The organism is Streptomyces sp. NPDC056486 (genome assembly GCF_042795295.1).
Taxonomy (GTDB): domain Bacteria; phylum Actinomycetota; class Actinomycetes; order Streptomycetales; family Streptomycetaceae; genus Streptomyces.
The window spans coordinates 1-18,183 of sequence record NZ_JBHTSF010000170.1; the positions used below are offsets into that span (position 1 = coordinate 1).

The following is an 18,183-nucleotide window of genomic DNA, read 5'->3' on the forward strand; positions in this document are numbered from 1 at the left end:
GCAGAAGTCACCTCAACGCAGTGGGGGCCCCCCACCGGGTTGGGTGCGGGCCCACAGTGCGTTCAGTGCGTCTGCGTCAGCTGTTCGCGATCTCTTCCTCGTTCGGGATCGCGCCGCCGAACCGGCGGTCGCGCCCGGCGTACTCCAGGCAGGCGCGCCACAGGTCACGCCGGTCGAAGTCGGGCCACAGCACGTCCTGGAAGACCATCTCGGCGTAACTGGACTGCCAGATCAGGTAGTTGGAGGTGCGCTGCTCGCCGCTCGGGCGCAGGAACAGGTCCACGTCCGGCATGTCCGGGTAGTACATGTACTTGGCGAAGGTCTTCTCGTTCACCTTCGACGGGTCGAGCCGGCCCGCGGCGACATCGCGCGCGATGGCCTGCGCGGCGTCCGCGATCTCGGCGCGCCCGCCGTAGTTGACGCAGAAGTACAGGGTCATCGCGTCGTTGTCGACGGTCTGCTCCTGGGCGATCTGGAGCTCCTGGACGACGGACTTCCACATCTTGGGCATGCGCCCGACCCACCGGATCCGAATCCCGAGATCGTTCATCTCGTCCCGCCGACGCCGGATGACGTCGCGGTTGAAGTTCATCAGGAAGCGGACCTCGTCGGGCGAGCGCTTCCAGTTCTCGGTGGAGAAGGCGTACAGCGAGAGGTTCTTGACGCCCATCTCCAGGCAGCCCTTGAGCACGTCGAGGACGACGCCCTCGCCGACCTTGTGCCCCTCCGTGCGCGGCAGCCCCCGCTCCTTGGCCCAGCGTCCGTTGCCGTCCATGACGCACGCCACATGCTGCGGCACCAGCTCGCCGGGGATCTTCGGCGGCCGGGCGCCCGATGGGTGCGGTTCGGGGACCTTGTACTCACGGCGGGACCGTCCGAGGATTCCGCGTCGTGCCATGGGGGGCTCTCTCCTACCTAGCTGTTCTCTGTTACGCCTGTCATCACGTGGACGCCTGTCGTCACGTGGTCTTCTCTACGTACCGCAATGAGCGGAGCCCGCGCTCCAAGTGCCAGTGCAGATAGGCGGAAACAAGCCCGCTGCCCTCCCTGACGTGCCGCGCCTCGCACGCGTCCGCCGTCTCCCAGTCTCCGGTGAGCAGCGCGCCGAGCAGGCCGAGGGCTTCCATCGAGGGTACGACGCTGCCGGGCACCCGGCAGTCGACGCAGACGGAGCCGCCCGCGGCCACGGAGAAGAACCGGTTCGGACCGGGCATTCCACACTTCGCGCAGGAGCTGAAGCTGGGCGCGTAGCCGTTCACGGCGAGGGAGCGGAGCAGGAACGCGTCGAGGATGAGGTGCGGCTCGTGCTCGCCGTTGGCGAGGGTCCGAAGGCCGCCCACGAGCAGTAGATACTGCTGCACGGCGGGCTCGCCCTCATGGTCCGTGAAGCGCTCGGCGGTCTCCAGCATGGCCGTGCCCGCGGTGTAGCGCGCGTAGTCGACGACGATCCCGCCACCGTACGGAGCGATGGTCTCACTCTGTGTGCACAACGGGAGTCCGCGGCCGATGAGTTCGCTGCCGCGCGAGAAGAACTGCACGTCGACGTGGGAGAAGGGTTCGAGCCGTGCCCCGAACTTGGACTTGGTGCGCCGCACACCGCGGGCGACGGCGCGCACCCGGCCGTGGCTGCGGGTGAGCAGCGTGATGATGCGGTCCGCCTCACCCAGCTTCTGGGTGCGCAGCACGACGCCGTCATCACGGAACAGGCTCATGGGCCCATTCTCGCGTACGGGACCGACAGCCGTGGCCGGGGTGGGGCCGAAGGCCGTGGTCCGGGTCGCTCCGCCCCCTGGCCGTATCGCTCACACCTGACAAAATGCCCGCATGAAGAGTGATCTGTTCTCCACGGAGCACATGGCGCAGCAGTCCGTCGTCCCCGGGATGACTCTGCACAACGCCAAATCCATCAAGTACGCGGTCAACGGCGAGATGCACGCGCGGCAGGGCGCTATGATCGCCTACCGCGGCGACCTGCAGTTCGAGCGCAAGGGCCAGGGCGTGGGCGGCATGCTCAAGCGGGCGATGACCGGTGAGGGTCTGCCGCTCATGGCGGTGCGCGGCCAGGGGGAGGCCTGGTTCGCGAACGAGGCGCAGAACTGCTTCATCGTCGACATAGAGCCGGGCGACGTCCTCACCGTCAACGGCCGCAACGTCCTGTGCTTCGACTCGACGCTCTCGTACGAGATCAAGACGGTGAAGGGCGCGGGCATCACCGGCGGCGGGCTCTTCAACAGCGTCTTCACCGGGGCCGGACGGCTCGGCCTGGTCTGCGAGGGCAATCCGCTGGTGATCCCGGTGACGCCGCAGCAGCCGGTGTACGTCGACACGGACGCGGTCGTCGGCTGGACCGCGAACCTGGACACCACGCTGCACCGCTCGCAGTCCATCGGCTCCATGATCAGGGGCGGTTCCGGCGAGGCGGTGCAGCTGATGCTGCGGGGCGAGGGGTGCGTCATCGTGCGGCCGAGCGAGGCGACTCCGCAGAAGCCGCAGCAGCACTAGGCGCTATCGCGCGGGGCGGGCCCGGTCCGGGTGGCTGATCGCTTCCCAGGGGGCGAGGTTCCACGGGCTCGTGCGGTTCGCCGGGTCCAGGAGGGCCCTCAGGTGGGCGTCGGAGGCGGCCTGGGGCGCGGGGAAGCTCTCGTCCTCGGTGCCGCTGAGGCTGTCCCGCCAGACCTGCCTGCCGAGGAGGTAGTGGTCGGCGTACTCCTGCCAGGAGGCGTACGTCCCCGCCACCGTCGGCACGACGTTCTTGAGCCGGGCCCAAGTGTCGGCCTCGCTGAGCATTCCGCAGGCGAAGCCGCGCCGTGAGATGTCCACGTAGAGCCCGATGTCCCAGGCCAGCGGTGCGACGCCGAGGCGCCGCCGGGCCATGGAGCGATAGCCGGTGCTCGCGAGCCCGCTCAGGCGCCCGAGCAGTTGCTCGGGCGCGGTGATCTCCCACTGATCGGCGAGCCACTTCTCGGCCTTGCCGTCGTCGATGCGGGTGAACGGATACAGGGTCGTCCGGGACGCGTCCTTGTCCCGGCTCACCGGTGCGCTCAGCGACACCATCCACAGCTGGTGCATGGTGAGCGGCGTTGAGTACTTGGACTCGACCCTCGGCTTGCTCCACTTCCATATGGCCATGCGCCCGCACCTTACGTCACGGGACTTCACCCCGGTCACGTCAAGGGACTTCACCCCGGCTCCGCGCATTCGCATAGGCGGTGGCGGCTCTGATCCGCTCCGAGTCGGTGGCGGTCCTGAGCGCATCCGGCGCACAGTCCCACTCCCGCCCGCCGCCGAAGGGACGGAGCTGGATGTAGGGCCCTTCATGCCCCATGACCCTGCCGACCTGGCCGGTGCTGGTGTCCACGGCGTAGGCGCCGATGGGGAGGTTGCCGATGGGGAGGTTCAGGTTCATCGTGAGCCCTCGCCTTCGACGCGGGCGGGGCGTAGCACCGTATCGACGCGACATCCGCCCAATTCGAGGCGCGGACAGGGGACTTCGCGGGCCCAGGATCTGGGGTCGATCCGCAATGACGGAAGAATAATTCCGGCCCCCGCGAGTGCGGCGCGCAATTCCTTCACGGTCTCCTCCGCTTCTTCGACGCATAGCGCCGAGTGCACCTTGCTTTCCGTCATGACGTGGCTCCCCTTTCCCATCGAATTTCACGCTTCGTGTCTCGATGGCGGCCGCTCCGGCCTACACTCGGCAGCAGTCTGCGCTCCACAACTGCGACGTTGCGGAGGGCGGTTGGCCATGGCCAATGGTTCACGGCAGGCAGCGCACCGGGGGTACAGGAATTCGTTTTCCGCGGATACATCGGCCAATTCGAAGATGGCCGCAGGGGGGGGGCGGGACTTTTCTACAATCCGCCCCTCTCTCCTTTCGCGGCTGCTACGCGATGAGGTCGCGGGCGGTGGTGAGGGTGCTGACCACGCGGGGGAAATCCTTGAGCTGGGTGAGGAGTGAGTCCAGGGCGGGGACCAGGCACCTCGGTGGGACGTTGCGGGCCGCCAGGATGTCCGCGGTCCATGTGATGAACCTGGTGAACAGGGCGGGGTCGTCGACGTAGACGGCCGTGGCCAGGTAGCTGACGATGAAGTCGATGTCCTCGATGGTGCGTTCGCGCTGGAGCTCGCTGTAGCGGCGCATCTCGGGGAAGCCGGCCTCGACGTCGGCGAGGGCCCGCTTGACCAGCTGCAGCTTGGTCCGGCGGATCATGGTGTATTCCTGGTCGCCCAGGTGTGGCAGGTCCAGGTCCGGCAGGCGGGCCGCTTGCGCGCCGGGGTCCGTCAGGTTCTTGCTCAGCAGGGTGGCCGCGTCGGCCGCGTCCTTGGCCCACTCGGCCTGCATCAACCGCGCATAGCGGCCCCCCGGTCCGAACGCGGCTCCTCCGGCGAGTACGGGAACGCCGACGCTCTGGCATGAGGCGATCGCGTTGTGGGCGCCGGGCAGAAGGGTCGGGATGGTCGAGGACAGCAGCACCGCCTGTGCACCGGTGCGGTGCACGTGCGCGACCAGATGCTCGGTGGGGACGTGCGCCCCGAGATAGTCCACGCGCCAGCCCCGCAGCCGCAGCACCTCGCTGACCAGACGTGCGGGCAGGGCATGCCACTCGCCGTCGACACACGCCACCAGGACCCTCCCCACATACGTGCCGGTAAGGGCGGGGGCGGTGGCGTCGGCCACTGCCGCCACGCACCGCTCGCTGATCGCCGTGGCAGCGTGTTCCTGCGCCACCGTGATGTCATTGGCCGCCCAGGCCAGACCCACTCGCTCCTGAGCCGGTGCGATCAGTTCGAGCAGGACCCGCTCACCCGCCGCACGCATCTGTTGCGCCTGTTCGGGCTCTGCCGTGCCGAGTGCGCGTCGCACGACGGCGACGGCGCGGGTCTCGTCGCACTCGCCGAGCGCCTGCCACAGTTCATCACGTGGCTCGGCAAGGGAGTTGGTGTCCTTGTCACCGCTCACGCGGTTCACCTTCTTGGGTCGGTTCGTTCACAGGAGTCGGACGGTCATCGCTCGGCGGGGGCGCCGATCGCCAGAACGGCCATGTCGTCGTGCGGGCCTTCCCCCACCCACTGGGCAACGACCAGCTGCACGCGTTCGGTGATCACCTCGGGCGGCATCCCGGCGTACTGGGACAGCACGGTGCGCAGCCTGTCCTCGCCGAACATCACGTCCCCCAGCGGCCCACCGCGCGCTTCGATGATCCCGTCGGAATACAGCAGGCAGGTCTCACCCGGTCGCAGGGTCACTTCGGCGGTCTCGAATTCGAGGTCGGCGAAAGCGCCGATCAGGGTGCCGCAGGTCCGGACCTCTTCGACATGGCCGGTGGTGCGCACGATGAGCGGGGCGGGATGGCCGGCGCTCGATATGCGCAGCCGTACCCTTGCGTCGTCCTGGCGTACTGCGGTGGCCAGGACCAGTGTCACGAAGGGGGTCTGGTTCGCGGCCAGGAGTGCGCTGTTGAGGAGGGTCAGCAAGCGGGTGTGGTCGGCGGCGAACGGCACAAGGGCCTGAAGTGCGTTGCGGGTCTTGCCTGCTGTGACCGCGGCTTCAAGACCCTTGCCGCACACGTCACCCAGCACGGCGACGGTCTCGGCTTCCGGTGTGGCGGCGGGGTGCAGGTCGTAGAAGTCGCCGCCGATGCGTTCGCCTGCCGCCGATGCGCGGTAGCGGCCGGAGAAGCTGATGCCGTGCACCCGGCCGAGGGCGGGCGGCAGCAGGTCGCGCATCAGCACTTCGTTGATGTGCGCCTGCCGGGCGTGACTGCGGGCTATGGACAGGGCAGCCCCGGCGCGGGCGGCGAAGAGCTGGGCGAAGGCCTCCTCGCTCGGGGTGAACGTCGCTTCCTGGCGATGGCGCAGCAGAACGAGACATCCGGTCGGCACACCGTGCCCCGGCAACGGCACGACAACCACCGAACCGATGTCGGTGGCGTCGTCCACGAAGCCGTCGGGCATCGCCCAGGACGGCACCTGGTGAGGGTCGATCCAGCGGGAGGACAGCGCGGGAAGCCCCAGCAACGCCTCGGCCACGCCCGGCAGTTGGCCGGGGTCCAAGGCGATCCGCTCCTGGACCGCCGGCCCGGCGGCGGAGCACCGCGTCACCGGGAAAGTGTGCCCGTCGCCCATCCCGACGATGACCGCCGCGTCCGCCAGATGCTGCGCCGCCCGCTGCACGGTCACCGCCATACAGCGCTCGACGTTCAACGAGGCAAGCAGCTCGGAAGAGAGCTCCTGCAGCAGACCGGCCCTCGCCCGCTCACGCGCCAACTCCTGTGCGGCGGCGTCCGAAACACTGTCACTGCCACTGTCACCGACCAACCACCAGGTCACCACGCCATCCACGACCGGCCCGGCAAGAGCCTTCACACGGCGCCCGTCGATCCGGCCGCCCGCCCATGCCGACGGCCCCTCCCCCGCACCGCTGACACGCTCCAGGTGGGCCTCGACCAGCCACGCGGGCGCGACATCACCCAACGCGACACCGACACCGACCCGCGCCAGCAGCAACCCGGCCTGCTCGTTGTGAGCCAGCACGATGCCTGCCGCGTCCACTGTCACCGCCGGATACGGCTCACGGTGCTGCGCGGCAGGTCCTACGCCACAAGGGCTCTTCTGCTCCGGGAAGGCGGCCATCGATCTGGAACCCACTGGCGGGATCCCCACCACCCATCTACTCGAAGGCAGGTGATCCCCAAATTACCGACGGCATATGTCTATCGCCTGTACTTCGCAGTACCTCGGACAACCTCCCTCCGACTACTGAATAATCCGCCCAGCACAACGAAGTAGCGGACCTCCGTCCGCCCCTCGAGCGGCAACTCCTCCTCGCCCACCATCGTGAACCCCGTACGCTCAAGCACCCCCCGTGACCCGGCGTTGTCCGCGTCCGTCGCGGCCCGCAGCGCGGTCAGCCCGTACTCGGTGGCGGCCAGCTCGCACAGCCGCCGTACGGCATCGGTGGCGAGGCCGCGGCCCGCCGCGTGCTCGGCGATGCGATAGCCGAGCTCGGCCTCGCCGTCGGCCACATCGACGAGGTTGACCCTCCCGAGCACGGCGCCGTCACCATCGACGAGGACGTGGAAGTGGCAGGTACCGGCCGCCAGTTCGGCGAGCAGGGCCTCGTGCCGTACGTCGAACTCGGCGAAGTAGGCATCACCACGGTCGGGGACGGACTTCGCGAAGTACTCCCGGTTCTCGCGCTCGAAGGCGAGTAGGGCGGGGGCGTGATCGGGCCGCAGGCGCTGGAGTTCGGGCATGGCCGAACGCTAGCTCGCGGGCCATGGACGGCGCCCCGGCATTTTCGCTATCTCCAGTCGCGTGCGTGATCGCGTGCGTGATCGCGTGCGTGATCGCGTGCGTTGACAGGTGAACTTCCGATGCGTGTAATAGGGGCGGTGCCGCGTGGCGTCGACCAATGAGCAGTGGGCCGGTCGGCGATCGGGCGAGCACCCTTCACCAAGGGATCAGCCATGAGTTCAAACTCCGCGCCCTGCACGTGACATGACGTAGCGCCTTTCTCCGCACGTCATTCCCTCTCACACTTCACGCATCCCGGCAGCGTTGCCGCACGTATGCATGCCGTACTCCGTATGCCGCATGCCGTACTCCGCATGCCACCGTGCGCCATGCCCACATCCTCCGGAGACTCAGAATCCGTATGCCCACGAACCCTGCACCCGCCTCCTTCAACCAATCCGTCATCGATGAGTTCCGTGCCAACGGCGGCAAAGTCGGCGGTCCCTTCGAAGGCGGGGACCTGCTCCTCCTGACGACCACCGGCGCGAGGACGGGAGCCGCACGGACCACGCCCCTCGGCTACGTCCGCCACGGCGATTCGCTCCTGCTCGTGGGGTCCAACCTCGGCGGCCCCCGGCACCCCGACTGGTACCACAATCTCCTCGCCCACCCCGTGGTGAGCGTCGAAGTCGGCACCCGAGAGTTCGAGGCACTCGCGGTCCCCGCCGAGGGGGCCCGCCGCGAGGAACTGTTCGCGCACGTCGTGAAGGCGGAGCCCGGATACGGCGAGTACCAGGACCGGACCACCCGCCCCCTGCCGGTCATCGTGCTGGAGCGCGCCGAGCCGGAGGGCTGGGTGGCACCCCGCGAGATCCGTACCCTCGCCGACAAGCTCATGGAGGTCCACACCTGGCTGCGGGACCAGTTGCGGCAGGTCCGAGCGGAGGTCGAGGCCCACTTCGCCGCACGCGCGACGCACCAAGCCGCAGGCGAAGCCCACCAACCCGCAACCGCGCACGAGCCGCCGGCCCCGAGCCTCGGGCTCCAGATCCGGCAACGGTGTCTGGCGTTCTGCCAGGCGCTGGAGTTCCACCACGTCAGCGAGGACGCGCACGTGTTCCCGGGGATCGCCCAGTACCACCCGCACCTGGGCGACGTCTTCGACCGCCTCAGCAAGGAACACCGCACGGTCGCCCGCATCCAGAACGACCTGGTCACCCTCCTGTCCGGCATCAGCATCGCCGACCCGCAACGCTTCCGCGCCGAGCTGGAGGAAATGTCGACCGAGCTCAACGCCCACCTCGACTACGAGGAAGCGTCGATCCTCCCCCTCCTCGCCGACGTCCCCTGGCCACCGCCCGGCCCCGCGAGCGAGAGGGGCTAATCAGCCCCGCATCACCTCCACCGAAAGGTCCCGCGGGTCCATCCGTACGTGGACCCGCTCCCCCGCCGCCGTAACCCGCGTCCTCGCCTGCACCCCCTCCGGCAGGTCCGGGAGGACGGGAGTCACGCCGCACTCCGACCGCACCCTGTCCATCAGCTCCCGCATCTCCTCCGGGGTGGGGCGGGTGGCGAGGTACCAGGCCGTGCCGTCCCCATAGGAGTGGCGGGTCGCCGTGGGAGAGCCGGCGGGGGTTGTCCGTACCGCCACCGCGCCCTCCAAGTGGATCTCCTCCGACCAAGTGCCGTCCGGCTGGGGGTCGAACTCCTCCACTCGCAGGCCGAGCAACTCACGGAACGGGGCCGGGTAGCCGCCCGGGTGGACTCGGTCGTGTTCGTCCGTGATTCCGGAGAAGTAGGACATGAGCAAGGTGCCGCCTGCTCGGACGTAGGAACAGATTCGTTCCGCGGTCTCATTCGATACCGAGTAAAGGTTCGGGATCAGGAGCAGGCGGTACTCCGACAAATCCCCGTCCCCGCCCCCCTCCACCGCCACCACATCGCACGCCACCGACGCGTCGTACAGCGGCTTGTGGTGGGCCAGGGCCGCGTCCAGGAGCGTGACGTCCGCGCTCGGGTGTGCGTCCAGTTCCAGGGCCCACCAGCTGGGCCAGTCCAGGAGCAGCGCCGCGTCCGCACGCTCGGGGCGGGAGCCGAGCAGCTCCGGGTAGCGGGCCAGCTCCGCTCCCAGCTCCCGCACCTCGCGGAAGATCCGCGTCTCCCGTCCCCCGTGCGGCACCATCGCCGAGTGGAACTTCTCCGCTCCCCCGCGCGACTGCCGCCACTGGAAGAACAGCACCGAGTCCGCGCCGTGCGCCACCGCCTGCCAGCTGTCCAGGCGCATCCGGCCCGGGGGCTTCCTGCCGTTGCGCTCGCGCCAGTTCACCGCGCCCGGCGCCTGCTCCAGGAGCAGCCACGGCTGCCCGCCCTTCAGGCCGCGCATGACGTCGTACGAGAAGGCCGTCCGGTGGAGCGAATCCGGATCGTGCGGGTCGGGGTAGGAGTCGTACGACACCACGTCCAAGTGCGGGGCCCACTCGAACAAGTCCAGCGTCTTCGCGATCGGGACGAAGTTCGTCGTCACCGGCACGGTCGGTGTGATGCGGGTCAGGACCTCCTTCTCCGCCAGGTAGCACGCCAGGAGCTCGTCCGAAGAGAAGCGCCAGTAGTCCAGCTGCTGGGCCGGGTTGCGGAACGACGGGGCCTTGCGAGGGGTGTGGATCTCCTCGAACGTGCCGTAACGCTGCGACCAGAAGTCCGTCGACCATGCGTCGTTGAGGTCCGCCACCGTCCCGTACCGCTCGCGCAGCCACGTACGGAACGCCGCCGTCGACACCTCGCAGTGGCAGTGGCGTGAGATGTGGCAACCGTATTCGTTGCCGATGTGCCAGAGCGCGAGGGCGGGGTGTGTGCCGTAGCGCGTGGCCAGGCGTTCCGCGAGGCGCACCGCATGGCGGCGGTAGACCGGGCTCGACGGGCACCAGTGCTGGCGCGAACCGGGGTACAGGCGTGTGCCGTCCTCCAGGACCGGGAGGGTCGAGGGATGCAGGCGGGTCAGCCAGGGCGGCGGGGACGCCGTCATCGTGGCGAGGCTGACCGCGACGCCCGCCTCCGCCAGGCGGCCCATGTGGCCGTCGAGCCAGGTGAAGTCGTACGTACCGGGGGCGGGCTCCGTCTTCGCCCAGGAGAAGATGCCGAGCGTCACGAGGTTCACGCCCGCCTCGCGCATCAGCTCGGAGTCCTCGGCGTGGGCTTCGGGGCCCCATTGCTCGGGGTTGTAGTCACCCCCGAACCCCAGCGACGTAACCCGGGTATAGAAGTGACTCAGTCTCGCCTCAGAAACCTCGTTCACCCCACGCACCTCGCTCATCCCACACCCCTCGACTCCTGCCCCGACCGCGCCGCGATCCCCCGGAAGTGATCCGCCATCGCCCGCTGGGCCTGCTCCACATCCCGCGCCCGCAGCGCCGTCACGATGTCCCGGTGCCTGCGCACCGTCACGTCCGGCGCCGGATCGCGGGCCCACCCCCGCACGCCCGCCACCCGGTTGAAGACGTTCCAGAACGCACCGAGCAGCTGCGGAACCAGATCGTTGCCCAGCGAGCGGTAGAGCGTCTCGTGGAACTCGCGGTCCAGCTCGGGGAAGGTCTCACCCCCGCCCGCCGACTCCTCCATCTTCCGGACCAGGGACTCCAGTTGGCTCAGGTCCTCCTCCGTGAGGAGCACCGCAACCCGGCGCACCAGGCCCTCTTCAAGCACCTCCCGCACCTGCAGCATTTCCGTCAACGCATGCGTGTCGTCGCCGAGTTGCACCAGCGCGCGGAACGTAAGACCGTCCGCAAGGGGTGTCAGCGACGCCTGCCCCACATACGTCCCGTAGCCGTGTCTGATCTCCACTATGTCCAGGGCCTGGAGGGCCTTCAGCGCCTCGCGGACCGAGTTCCTGCTGACCCCCAGTTCCTCCATCAGCTCGGCCTCGGTGGGCAGCAGCGCGCCCGGCCGGAGTCGCCTGTCGAGGATCAACTGCATGACCGAGCGCTGGACTTGGCTGCCCACACGCCGTGCACGGACTGGCTCCTGAGGCATGCGGCACATCGTAGACACGGATGACATCCCACGTCCCACCTCCGGACCAACATCGTTAGGAACAGCCCCAAATCGGATCCGTGCGCGATCTCTTGACCGGCCATCGCGGCGCTCTTATGGTCACCACGCCACCATGACGTAGGACGTGGGATCTCTCAAGGGAGACACAGTGAGCGACCATGTGAGCGACCAAGCGAGCGGCCGGGCCGACGGCCGACCGAACGGCCGCAAGGCCCGCATCGGCTCCACCGGCTCCACCGGTCCCGCACCGGACCGTCGGTCCTTCCTCAAGTACACCGGTGCGCTTGGCGCGGCCGCCGCCATCACCACCACGCTCTCCGCCTGCTCGTCGGGACCCGAGTCCACAAATGACGCCGGAGGGGGCGGCGGCAAGGGCGGCGACTCCACCCTCACCGCTGTCATCGGCTATGGGAACGACGGCAGTTGGGACCCAACGCAGACCGCGTCCGCCTTCGCCATGGCCGGCAACGAACACATTTACGAGGGCCTCCTCAACACCGATCCCATCACCCGCGAGCCGTATGCCGCGCTCGCCACGGAGATCCCCGCCGACGACAAGGCGACCACCTGGAAGTTCACGTTGCGGCCCGGCGCCAAGTGGCACGACGGCAAGCCCGTCACCGCCGACGACGTGGTGTTCGTCTTCGACCGCATCCTGGACCCGAAGACGCAGACCCTGGCCAAGGGCTTCTTCGAGAGCTGGCTGAAGGAGGTCAAGAAGGTCGACGCGACCTCCGTCGAACTGATCCTCAAGTTCCCCTTCCCGGACGGGCTTGCCCGCCTCTCCCTCGCCAAGATCATGCCGAAGCACGTCTTCTCCAAGCCCGGCGCCTGGGACGACGCGACCAAGGGCAAGGCGGTGGGCTCGGGACCGTACAAGCAGGCGTCGCACGCCCCGAAGTCCAACACCACCTTCGAGGCCTTCGGCGACTACAACGGCCCGCGCAAGGCCGCCTTCAAGAAGATGAACTGGCTGACCATCGTGGACGCGGCGCCCCGCGTCGCGAAGATCTCAGGCGGCAGCGCGGACTCGGAGATCTCGGACAACATCCCGTACGCCAACATCGAGCAGCTGAAGAAGGGTGGGCTCAGCGTCGAGGGCGGGGCGGGGATGAACAACCTGTTCCTGATGTTCAACACCGCGCACAAGCCCTTCGACGACGTACGCGTGCGCCAGGCACTGCACTACGCCATCGACACCGAGAAGATGATCCAGGTCGCGCTCAAGGGCCACGGCAAGGCGTCGACCTCGTTCCTCAACGAGTCCAACCCCGCCTACCGCCCCGCGAAGTCGGTCTACGCGTACGACCCGAAGAAGGCGAAGAAGCTCCTGAAGGAGGCCGGGGCCACGGACCTGTCGATCAACCTCATGGCGGTGAACGTGAGTTGGATCGTCGACTGCCTGCCCACCATCAAGGCCTCGTGGGACGCGATCGGCGTCAAGACGACCCTGGATCCGCAGGAGACCACCGCCGTCTTCACCAAGCTGGACCAGAAGAAGGACTACCAGATCGTCGCGGCCGCATCGAACCCCAACCAGTTCGGCATCGACCCCGACCTGATCATGCACTACAACTACGGCCCCGAGAACCTGTGGATGGGCTACGCCCGCTGGGCGGACAACTCCGTCGCCAAGAAGCTCTTCAAGGACATGGACCAGGCGACCCGCGAGCCGGACGCGGCCAAGAAGAAGGCCATGGTCCAGGGCTACATCGACACCGTCGCCGAGCAGGCGGTGATCTACCCGGTCGTCCACAACGAACTGATGACCGCCTGGGACCCGAAGAAGCTCACCGGCATCAAGGCGCAGCCCTACCCCGGCATCAATCTCCTCCAGGCCAAGTGGGCCAAGTAGCCCTTTCAGCGCCGTCGTTGGGAGTCACAAAAACGTGACCGCGATCGTCAGAATCCTGGCCCGCCGCCTCGCCCTACTCGTGCCCCTGCTGCTCGGCATCGTCCTGTTCGTCTTCCTCGTGATGCGGTTCTCGGACATCGATCCGGCGTCGGCGTTCTTCCAGGGCGCCAATCCGACACCGGAGCAACTGCACCAGTTCCGCGAGGAGAACGGCCTGCTCGATCCGCTGCCGGTGCGTTACATCGCCTTCGTCGGCGATCTGCTCCAGGGCGACATGGGCATCAGCGTGCTCACCCGCTCACCGGTGATGGAGCAGGTCACCACCGCGCTGCCGCTCACCCTGCAGCTGACCTTCATGGGTCTCGGCATCGCGGTGGTCATCTCAGCTCTGCTCGGCGTGACCGCCGCGATCTACCGCGACCGGCTCCCCGACCAGCTCATCCGCGTCATCTCGCTGACGGGCGTGGCGGCGCCGGGCTTCTGGCTGGCGCTGCTCATGATCCAGTATCTGGCGGTGGAGGCGGGCTGGTTCCCGACCGGCGGCTACATCAACCCCGCCGACTCCTTCACCGGCTGGCTGAAGTCGATGACGCTCCCGGCCCTCGCGCTCTCCCTGCCGGTGGCCGCCGGGCTCACCCGCATCATCCGTACGGCGGTGGTCGAGGAGCTCGACAAGGACTACGTAAGGACAGCGATCGGCAGCGGCCTGCCACCGGTCGTGGTCGTCGGCCGCAACGTCCTGCGCAACGCCCTCATCAACCCGCTGACCGTGCTCGGCCTGCGCGTCGGCTATCTGCTCGGCGGCGCGGTCGTCATCGAGACGATCTTCTCCCTTCCCGGCATGGGGAAGCTGATGATCGACGCCGTGAAGAACGGCGACCCGGCCGTCGTGCAGGGGGTCGTCATCACGACGGCCGTCGGGTTCGTGGTCGTGAACCTGGTCCTCGACATCCTCCATCTCCTGGTCAATCCGCGCCTGAGGGGGACTGCCTGATGATCATGTCGCGCAAGGCTCTGACCGAGCAGCTCTCGCGGCCGGGTATACGGCTGCGGGCGCTGAGCCGTCTCCCCGTCCTCTCCCGCGTCGCGGTGGGCGTCGTGGGTGTCGTCGTCCTGGTGGCACTCTTCGCGCCACTTCTCGCCCCCCACGACCCGCTCGACCAGCAGCCGCAGGTGGACGGCACGGGACACCCGTCGGCCGACCACTGGATGGGGCAGGACAGCCTCGGCCGGGACATTCTCAGCAGGCTCATGTACGGGGCACGCTGGTCCCTGGCGATCGGGCTCGGGGCGACGCTGCTCGCCCTGATCGTCGGCGCGGTGCTCGGCGCGATCGCGGCGACCTCGCGCAAGGCGGTCGACGAGACGCTGATGCGGTGCCTGGACATCGTCATGGCGTTCCCCGGGATCGCGCTCGCGGCCGTCCTCGTGGCGGTCTTCGGCGGCGGCATCCTCGTACTGATCTGCGCCATCGCGTTCCTGTTCACGCCACCCATCGCACGGGTCGTCCGCGCCAACGTGATGGATCAGTACGGCGAGGACTACGTCGTCGCCGAACGCATCGTCGGCGCCCGCACCCCGCACATCCTCATCAAGCACGTGGCCATCAACTGCGCGGCGCCGATCCTGGTGTTCTGCACGGTGCAGGTCGCCGAGGCCATCGTCTTCGAGGCGTCGCTGTCCTTCATCGGCGCGGGTGTGCGACCCCCGGACCCGTCCTGGGGCAGCGTCATCGCCGACGGCAAGAACATGGTGCTGCTCGGCGGCTGGTGGGCGACGGTCTTCCCCGGCCTCCTCATGCTGATCACGGTCCTGGCCCTGAACATCCTCTCCGAGGGCGTATCGGACGCGTGGGCGGCGCCCGCGACACGGGACGTGCCGAGCGCGGCCCGCAAGGAGGATCGCCTCGAAGCCCCGGCGCCGGGCAGCGGCAAGGTACTTGAGCTGCCGGGCCTGACGGAGGCGGCCCAGCGCCTGCGCTCACGCGCGCGCCCTCTCCCGGAAGGCGCGCCGGTCCTCACCGTCTCCGACCTCGCGATCGGCTTCGACGCCCGGCACGGCGGGGTGGACATCGTCGACGGCATCAGCTTCCACGTACGGCCGGGTGAAGTCCTCGGCCTGGTGGGCGAGTCGGGCTGCGGCAAGTCGCTCACCGCGCTGACCGTGATGGGCCTGGAGCCGAAAGGCGCCCGAGTCGGCGGCCAAGTCGACTTCAACGGCGCGCAGTTGCTGGGCATGCCGATGCGGGCGCGCAGGCGGCTGCTCGGCCACGACATGGCGATGATCTACCAGGACGCCCTGTCGTCACTGAACCCCGCGATGACGGTCCGCGCCCAGCTCAAACAGGTCGTACGGAGAGGTGGGCGCCGCACATCGGTCGAGCTCCTCGAACTGGTCGGCCTGGACCCGGACCGCACCCTGCGCAGCTACCCGCACGAGCTCTCCGGCGGTCAGCGCCAGCGCGTTCTGATCGCGATGGCGCTCTCCCGCGACCCGAAGCTGATCGTCGCGGACGAGCCGACAACGGCGCTTGACGTCACCGTCCAGGCCCAGGTCATCCAGCTCCTCCTCCGGCTGCGCGAGGAGCTGGGCTTCGCCCTGATCCTCGTCTCGCACGACCTGGCCCTGGTCGCGGACGTCACCGACCGGGTGGTGGTGATGTACGGGGGCCAGATCGTCGAGACGGGCGTGACGGCCGACCTCGTCGAGGCGCCGTCGCACCACTACACGCGCGGGCTGCTCGGCTCGGTGCTCTCGCTCGAATCGGCGGCGGAACGCCTGACCCAGATCAAGGGCGTCGTCCCTTCGCCCGCCGACTTCCCCGCGGGCTGCAGGTTCGCGGACCGTTGCCCGCTCGCGAGCGAGGTGTGCCGGACGACGGCGCCCCAACTGGTGGGCGGGGCACGGCATTCCATCGCCTGCCACCATCCGGCGGAGCAGCCTCCGAGAGTGCCGGAGCCCAGAGGAAGCGGGGCCCTCAAGTGACCACCGAAGAGCGCGAAGGCCTGATCTCACTCGCGGACACGCACGTCGTGCACCGGGCACGCTCGGGCGGGCTGTTCTCGCGTGACCGCGTGTACGCCCTGACCGGCGCCGATCTGACCATCGCGCCCGGCGAGACCGTGGGCGTCGTGGGCGAGTCGGGATGCGGCAAGTCGACGCTCGCGAAGGTACTGGTGGGTGTGCAGCGGCCGACGACCGGCACGGTGTCCTTCCGGGGGCGGGACCTGTGGACGATGCCGCCCGCCGAGCGCCGTACCGCGATCGGCCGGAACACCGGCATGATCTTCCAGGACCCGTCGACGGCACTGAACCGCAGGCTGACGGTGCGGCAGATACTCCGTGACCCCTTGGACGTGCACAGGATGGGTACGTCCGCTCAACGCGAGGCGCGGGTCCGTGAGTTGATGTCACTTGTCGGTCTCCCCAAGGTCCTCGCGGACGGGCTGCCCGGACAGCTGTCGGGCGGTCAGCGCCAGCGCGTGGCGATCGCACGAGCCCTTGCGCTCGAACCGGAGCTTGTGGTGGCGGACGAGCCGACGAGCGCGCTCGACGTCTCCGTGCGCGCCCAGATCCTCAACCTCCTCCTGGACCTGAAGGAGCGCCTGGGCCTTGCCCTGGTCTTCGTGTCGCACGACATCCAGACGGTGCGGCGCATGAGCGACCGGGTCATCACGATGTACCTGGGCAGGATCGTGGAGGAGTCACCGGCCCGGGAAATCCTGGACAGGGCGCGCCACCCGTACACACGCGCCCTGTTCTCGGCGACGCCCGGCCTCCTCGACCCCATCGACCCGATCCCGCTCGTCGGCCCGGTGCCGTCGGCCACGCGACCGCCGAGCGGGTGCCCGTTCCGTACGAGGTGCTGGAAGGCGGACGAGGCCTGCGCCGCCACCATGCCGGACTTCGCGTCGACGGAGGGGTCCGGGCACCGCTACCGCTGCCACCACCCCGTGCGGGACGGCCAGTCCACGCACGAGCTAGTGATCCAGTCCGCCGCCACGGACGCGAGCCCCAGGGAGAGCCCATGACTATGTCCACCCCGCTGACCGGTGTCGTCCCGCCCGTCTGTACTCCCCTGACACCGGAGCGCGAGGTGGACACGCCGTCGCTCATCAGGCTGGTCGACCACCTCGTCGAGGGAGGCGTGGACGGTCTCTTCGTCCTCGGCTCGTCGTCGGAGACGGCGTACCTGACGGACGGGCAGCGCAGGGTCGTGGTCGACACGGTGACGGGGCACGTCGGGGGCCAATTGCCCGTCCTGGCAGGGGCGATCGACATGGCGACGCCACGGGTACTCGACCACGTCCGCGCGGTCACGGAGGCGGGGGCCGACGGGGTGGTGGTGACGGCCCCCTTCTACACGCGCACGCATCCGGCGGAGGTGGCCCGCCACTTCCGGCTGGTGGCGACGGGGTCTCCGGTGCCGGTCTTCGCGTACGACCTTCCGGTGGCGGTCCACTCGAAACTGGACGCGGAGCTGGTCCTGGACCTGGCCGCGGAGGGGACCCTTGCCGGGCTGAAGGACTCCAGCGGGGACGAGGGGAACTTCCGGGAGCTGGTGCTCGGGGCGCGGGGGCGGACGGACGTCTCGGGCTTCAGCGTGCTTACGGGGTCGGAGACGACGGTGGACGCGGCGTTGGCCATGGGGGCGGACGGAGTGGTGCCGGGGCTCGGAAATGTGGACCCGGAGGGGTATGCGCGGCTGTACCGCTACTGCCGGGAGGGGGACTGGGCGCGGGCCCGGGCCGAGCAGGAGCGGTTGTGCGGGCTCTTCGGGATGGTGCGGGTCGGTGATCCCGGGCGGATGGGGGGCAGTTCGTCGGCGTTGGGGGCGTTCAAGGCGGCGCTGTATCTGCGGGGCGTGATCGCCTGTCCGGCGACTGCGGAGCCGCAGGTGCCGCTCTCCTCCGGAGAGGTTGAGCGGGTGGGGAAGTTCTTGGCGGGGGCGGGGTTGTTGTAGGCGGACCGGAGCTTTGCGTGCCGTTGATCACCGGCTGCGCCGAGCTCGTCCTCAATCGCCGGACGGGCTGAATAGATTCAGC

General features: G+C 68.9%; 17 protein-coding genes. 7 read left to right on the forward strand and 10 right to left on the reverse strand.

Annotation, left to right across the window (positions count from 1 at the left end; genetic code table 11):
* Window positions 1–76 precede the first annotated feature (76 nt).
* Both ACFQ7F_RS38765 and recO read right to left on the reverse strand, forming a co-directional pair.
* Entirely contained in the window at window positions 77–898 is an 822-nt protein-coding gene (locus ACFQ7F_RS38765) for an isoprenyl transferase (protein ID WP_383281703.1), read from the reverse strand.
* A gap of 61 nt (window positions 899–959) precedes the next feature.
* Complete coding sequence (gene recO, locus ACFQ7F_RS38770; protein ID WP_383281706.1) at window positions 960–1,712, reverse strand: DNA repair protein RecO; 753 nt, start codon at window positions 1,710–1,712, stop codon at window positions 960–962.
* 112 nt (window positions 1,713–1,824) lie between these two features.
* Here recO and ACFQ7F_RS38775 point away from each other — a divergent pair, with 112 nt between their 5' ends.
* Window positions 1,825–2,502 carry an AIM24 family protein gene (locus ACFQ7F_RS38775; protein ID WP_383281709.1) on the forward strand — a complete coding sequence of 226 codons (678 nt, stop codon included), beginning with the start codon at window positions 1,825–1,827 and terminating at the stop codon, window positions 2,500–2,502.
* A gap of 3 nt (window positions 2,503–2,505) precedes the next feature.
* Here the strand turns inward: ACFQ7F_RS38775 and ACFQ7F_RS38780 are convergent, their stop codons facing one another.
* From ACFQ7F_RS38780 to ACFQ7F_RS38805, 6 genes are all read right to left on the reverse strand, one after another.
* Entirely contained in the window at window positions 2,506–3,129 is a 624-nt protein-coding gene (locus ACFQ7F_RS38780) for a DUF1266 domain-containing protein (RefSeq protein WP_383281712.1), read from the reverse strand.
* 40 nt (window positions 3,130–3,169) lie between these two features.
* Window positions 3,170–3,406, reverse strand: coding sequence for a hypothetical protein (locus ACFQ7F_RS38785; protein WP_383281715.1), 237 nt, complete (start codon window positions 3,404–3,406; stop codon window positions 3,170–3,172).
* Complete coding sequence (locus ACFQ7F_RS38790) at window positions 3,403–3,627, reverse strand: hypothetical protein (RefSeq protein ID WP_383281718.1); 225 nt, start codon at window positions 3,625–3,627, stop codon at window positions 3,403–3,405. The genes ACFQ7F_RS38785 and ACFQ7F_RS38790 overlap by 4 nt, the downstream gene beginning before the upstream one ends.
* A gap of 256 nt (window positions 3,628–3,883) precedes the next feature.
* A complete protein-coding gene (locus ACFQ7F_RS38795; RefSeq protein WP_383281721.1) occupies window positions 3,884–4,960 on the reverse strand; it encodes a B12-binding domain-containing protein in 1,077 nt (358 codons plus the stop codon).
* A 44-nt stretch (window positions 4,961–5,004) separates the two neighbouring features.
* Entirely contained in the window at window positions 5,005–6,633 is a 1,629-nt protein-coding gene (locus tag ACFQ7F_RS38800) for a PP2C family protein-serine/threonine phosphatase (RefSeq protein ID WP_383281745.1), read from the reverse strand.
* Between the two features lie 80 nt (window positions 6,634–6,713).
* Window positions 6,714–7,256: a GNAT family N-acetyltransferase gene (locus ACFQ7F_RS38805; protein WP_383281724.1), complete on the reverse strand. Its 543-nt coding sequence runs from the start codon at window positions 7,254–7,256 to the stop codon at window positions 6,714–6,716.
* Window positions 7,257–7,657: 401 nt separating this feature from the next.
* Between ACFQ7F_RS38805 and ACFQ7F_RS38810 the strand changes: the two genes are divergently transcribed.
* On the forward strand, window positions 7,658–8,620 hold the full coding sequence (locus ACFQ7F_RS38810) for a nitroreductase/quinone reductase family protein (protein ID WP_383281727.1): 963 nt from the start codon (window positions 7,658–7,660) through the stop codon (window positions 8,618–8,620).
* On the opposite strand, the gene ACFQ7F_RS38815 is transcribed toward ACFQ7F_RS38810, so the two are convergent.
* Together ACFQ7F_RS38815 and ACFQ7F_RS38820 are read right to left on the reverse strand one after the other, a co-directional pair.
* Entirely contained in the window at window positions 8,621–10,528 is a 1,908-nt protein-coding gene (locus tag ACFQ7F_RS38815) for a beta-galactosidase (RefSeq protein ID WP_383281730.1), read from the reverse strand.
* A gap of 14 nt (window positions 10,529–10,542) precedes the next feature.
* The gene (locus tag ACFQ7F_RS38820) at window positions 10,543–11,271 is read right to left on the reverse strand and encodes a FadR/GntR family transcriptional regulator (RefSeq protein ID WP_383281748.1); all 729 of its coding nucleotides are present in this window, start codon (window positions 11,269–11,271) and stop codon (window positions 10,543–10,545) included.
* Window positions 11,272–11,500: 229 nt separating this feature from the next.
* Between ACFQ7F_RS38820 and ACFQ7F_RS38825 the strand changes: the two genes are divergently transcribed.
* The 5 genes from ACFQ7F_RS38825 to ACFQ7F_RS38845 are packed head-to-tail and all read left to right on the forward strand — an operon-like array spanning window position 11,501 to window position 18,101.
* Window positions 11,501–13,138, forward strand: a complete 1,638-nt coding sequence (locus ACFQ7F_RS38825; RefSeq protein ID WP_383281751.1) for an ABC transporter substrate-binding protein — start codon at window positions 11,501–11,503, stop codon at window positions 13,136–13,138.
* A 34-nt stretch (window positions 13,139–13,172) separates the two neighbouring features.
* On the forward strand, window positions 13,173–14,132 hold the full coding sequence (locus ACFQ7F_RS38830; RefSeq protein WP_383281733.1) for an ABC transporter permease: 960 nt from the start codon (window positions 13,173–13,175) through the stop codon (window positions 14,130–14,132).
* The gene (locus ACFQ7F_RS38835; protein ID WP_383281736.1) at window positions 14,132–16,123 is read left to right on the forward strand and encodes a dipeptide/oligopeptide/nickel ABC transporter permease/ATP-binding protein; all 1,992 of its coding nucleotides are present in this window, start codon (window positions 14,132–14,134) and stop codon (window positions 16,121–16,123) included. The genes ACFQ7F_RS38830 and ACFQ7F_RS38835 overlap by 1 nt, the downstream gene beginning before the upstream one ends.
* Window positions 16,120–17,169: an oligopeptide/dipeptide ABC transporter ATP-binding protein gene (locus tag ACFQ7F_RS38840; RefSeq protein WP_383281739.1), complete on the forward strand. Its 1,050-nt coding sequence runs from the start codon at window positions 16,120–16,122 to the stop codon at window positions 17,167–17,169. Before ACFQ7F_RS38835 ends, ACFQ7F_RS38840 begins: the two co-directional genes overlap by 4 nt.
* Complete coding sequence (locus ACFQ7F_RS38845) at window positions 17,166–18,101, forward strand: dihydrodipicolinate synthase family protein (protein ID WP_383281742.1); 936 nt, start codon at window positions 17,166–17,168, stop codon at window positions 18,099–18,101. The genes ACFQ7F_RS38840 and ACFQ7F_RS38845 overlap by 4 nt, the downstream gene beginning before the upstream one ends.
* Window positions 18,102–18,183 lie beyond the last annotated feature (82 nt).

What these genes read in the sequence shown, in the direction of transcription:
- ACFQ7F_RS38785 (WP_383281715.1), bottom strand. Translation starts at nt 3,406, where the DNA reads ATGAACCTGAACCTCCCCATCGGCAACCTCCCCATCGGCGCCTACGCC.
- ACFQ7F_RS38800 (WP_383281745.1), bottom strand. Translation starts at nt 6,633, where the DNA reads ATGGCCGCCTTCCCGGAGCAGAAGAGCCCTTGTGGCGTAGGACCTGCC.
- ACFQ7F_RS38775 (WP_383281709.1), top strand. Translation starts at nt 1,825, where the DNA reads ATGAAGAGTGATCTGTTCTCCACGGAGCACATGGCGCAGCAGTCCGTC.
- ACFQ7F_RS38805 (WP_383281724.1), bottom strand. Translation starts at nt 7,256, where the DNA reads ATGCCCGAACTCCAGCGCCTGCGGCCCGATCACGCCCCCGCCCTACTC.
- ACFQ7F_RS38835 (WP_383281736.1), top strand. Translation starts at nt 14,132, where the DNA reads ATGATCATGTCGCGCAAGGCTCTGACCGAGCAGCTCTCGCGGCCGGGT.
- ACFQ7F_RS38810 (WP_383281727.1), top strand. Translation starts at nt 7,658, where the DNA reads ATGCCCACGAACCCTGCACCCGCCTCCTTCAACCAATCCGTCATCGAT.
- ACFQ7F_RS38790 (WP_383281718.1), bottom strand. Translation starts at nt 3,627, where the DNA reads ATGACGGAAAGCAAGGTGCACTCGGCGCTATGCGTCGAAGAAGCGGAG.
- recO (WP_383281706.1), bottom strand. Translation starts at nt 1,712, where the DNA reads ATGAGCCTGTTCCGTGATGACGGCGTCGTGCTGCGCACCCAGAAGCTG.
- ACFQ7F_RS38845 (WP_383281742.1), top strand. Translation starts at nt 17,166, where the DNA reads ATGACTATGTCCACCCCGCTGACCGGTGTCGTCCCGCCCGTCTGTACT.
- ACFQ7F_RS38765 (WP_383281703.1), bottom strand. Translation starts at nt 898, where the DNA reads ATGGCACGACGCGGAATCCTCGGACGGTCCCGCCGTGAGTACAAGGTC.
- ACFQ7F_RS38780 (WP_383281712.1), bottom strand. Translation starts at nt 3,129, where the DNA reads ATGGCCATATGGAAGTGGAGCAAGCCGAGGGTCGAGTCCAAGTACTCA.
- ACFQ7F_RS38820 (WP_383281748.1), bottom strand. Translation starts at nt 11,271, where the DNA reads ATGTGCCGCATGCCTCAGGAGCCAGTCCGTGCACGGCGTGTGGGCAGC.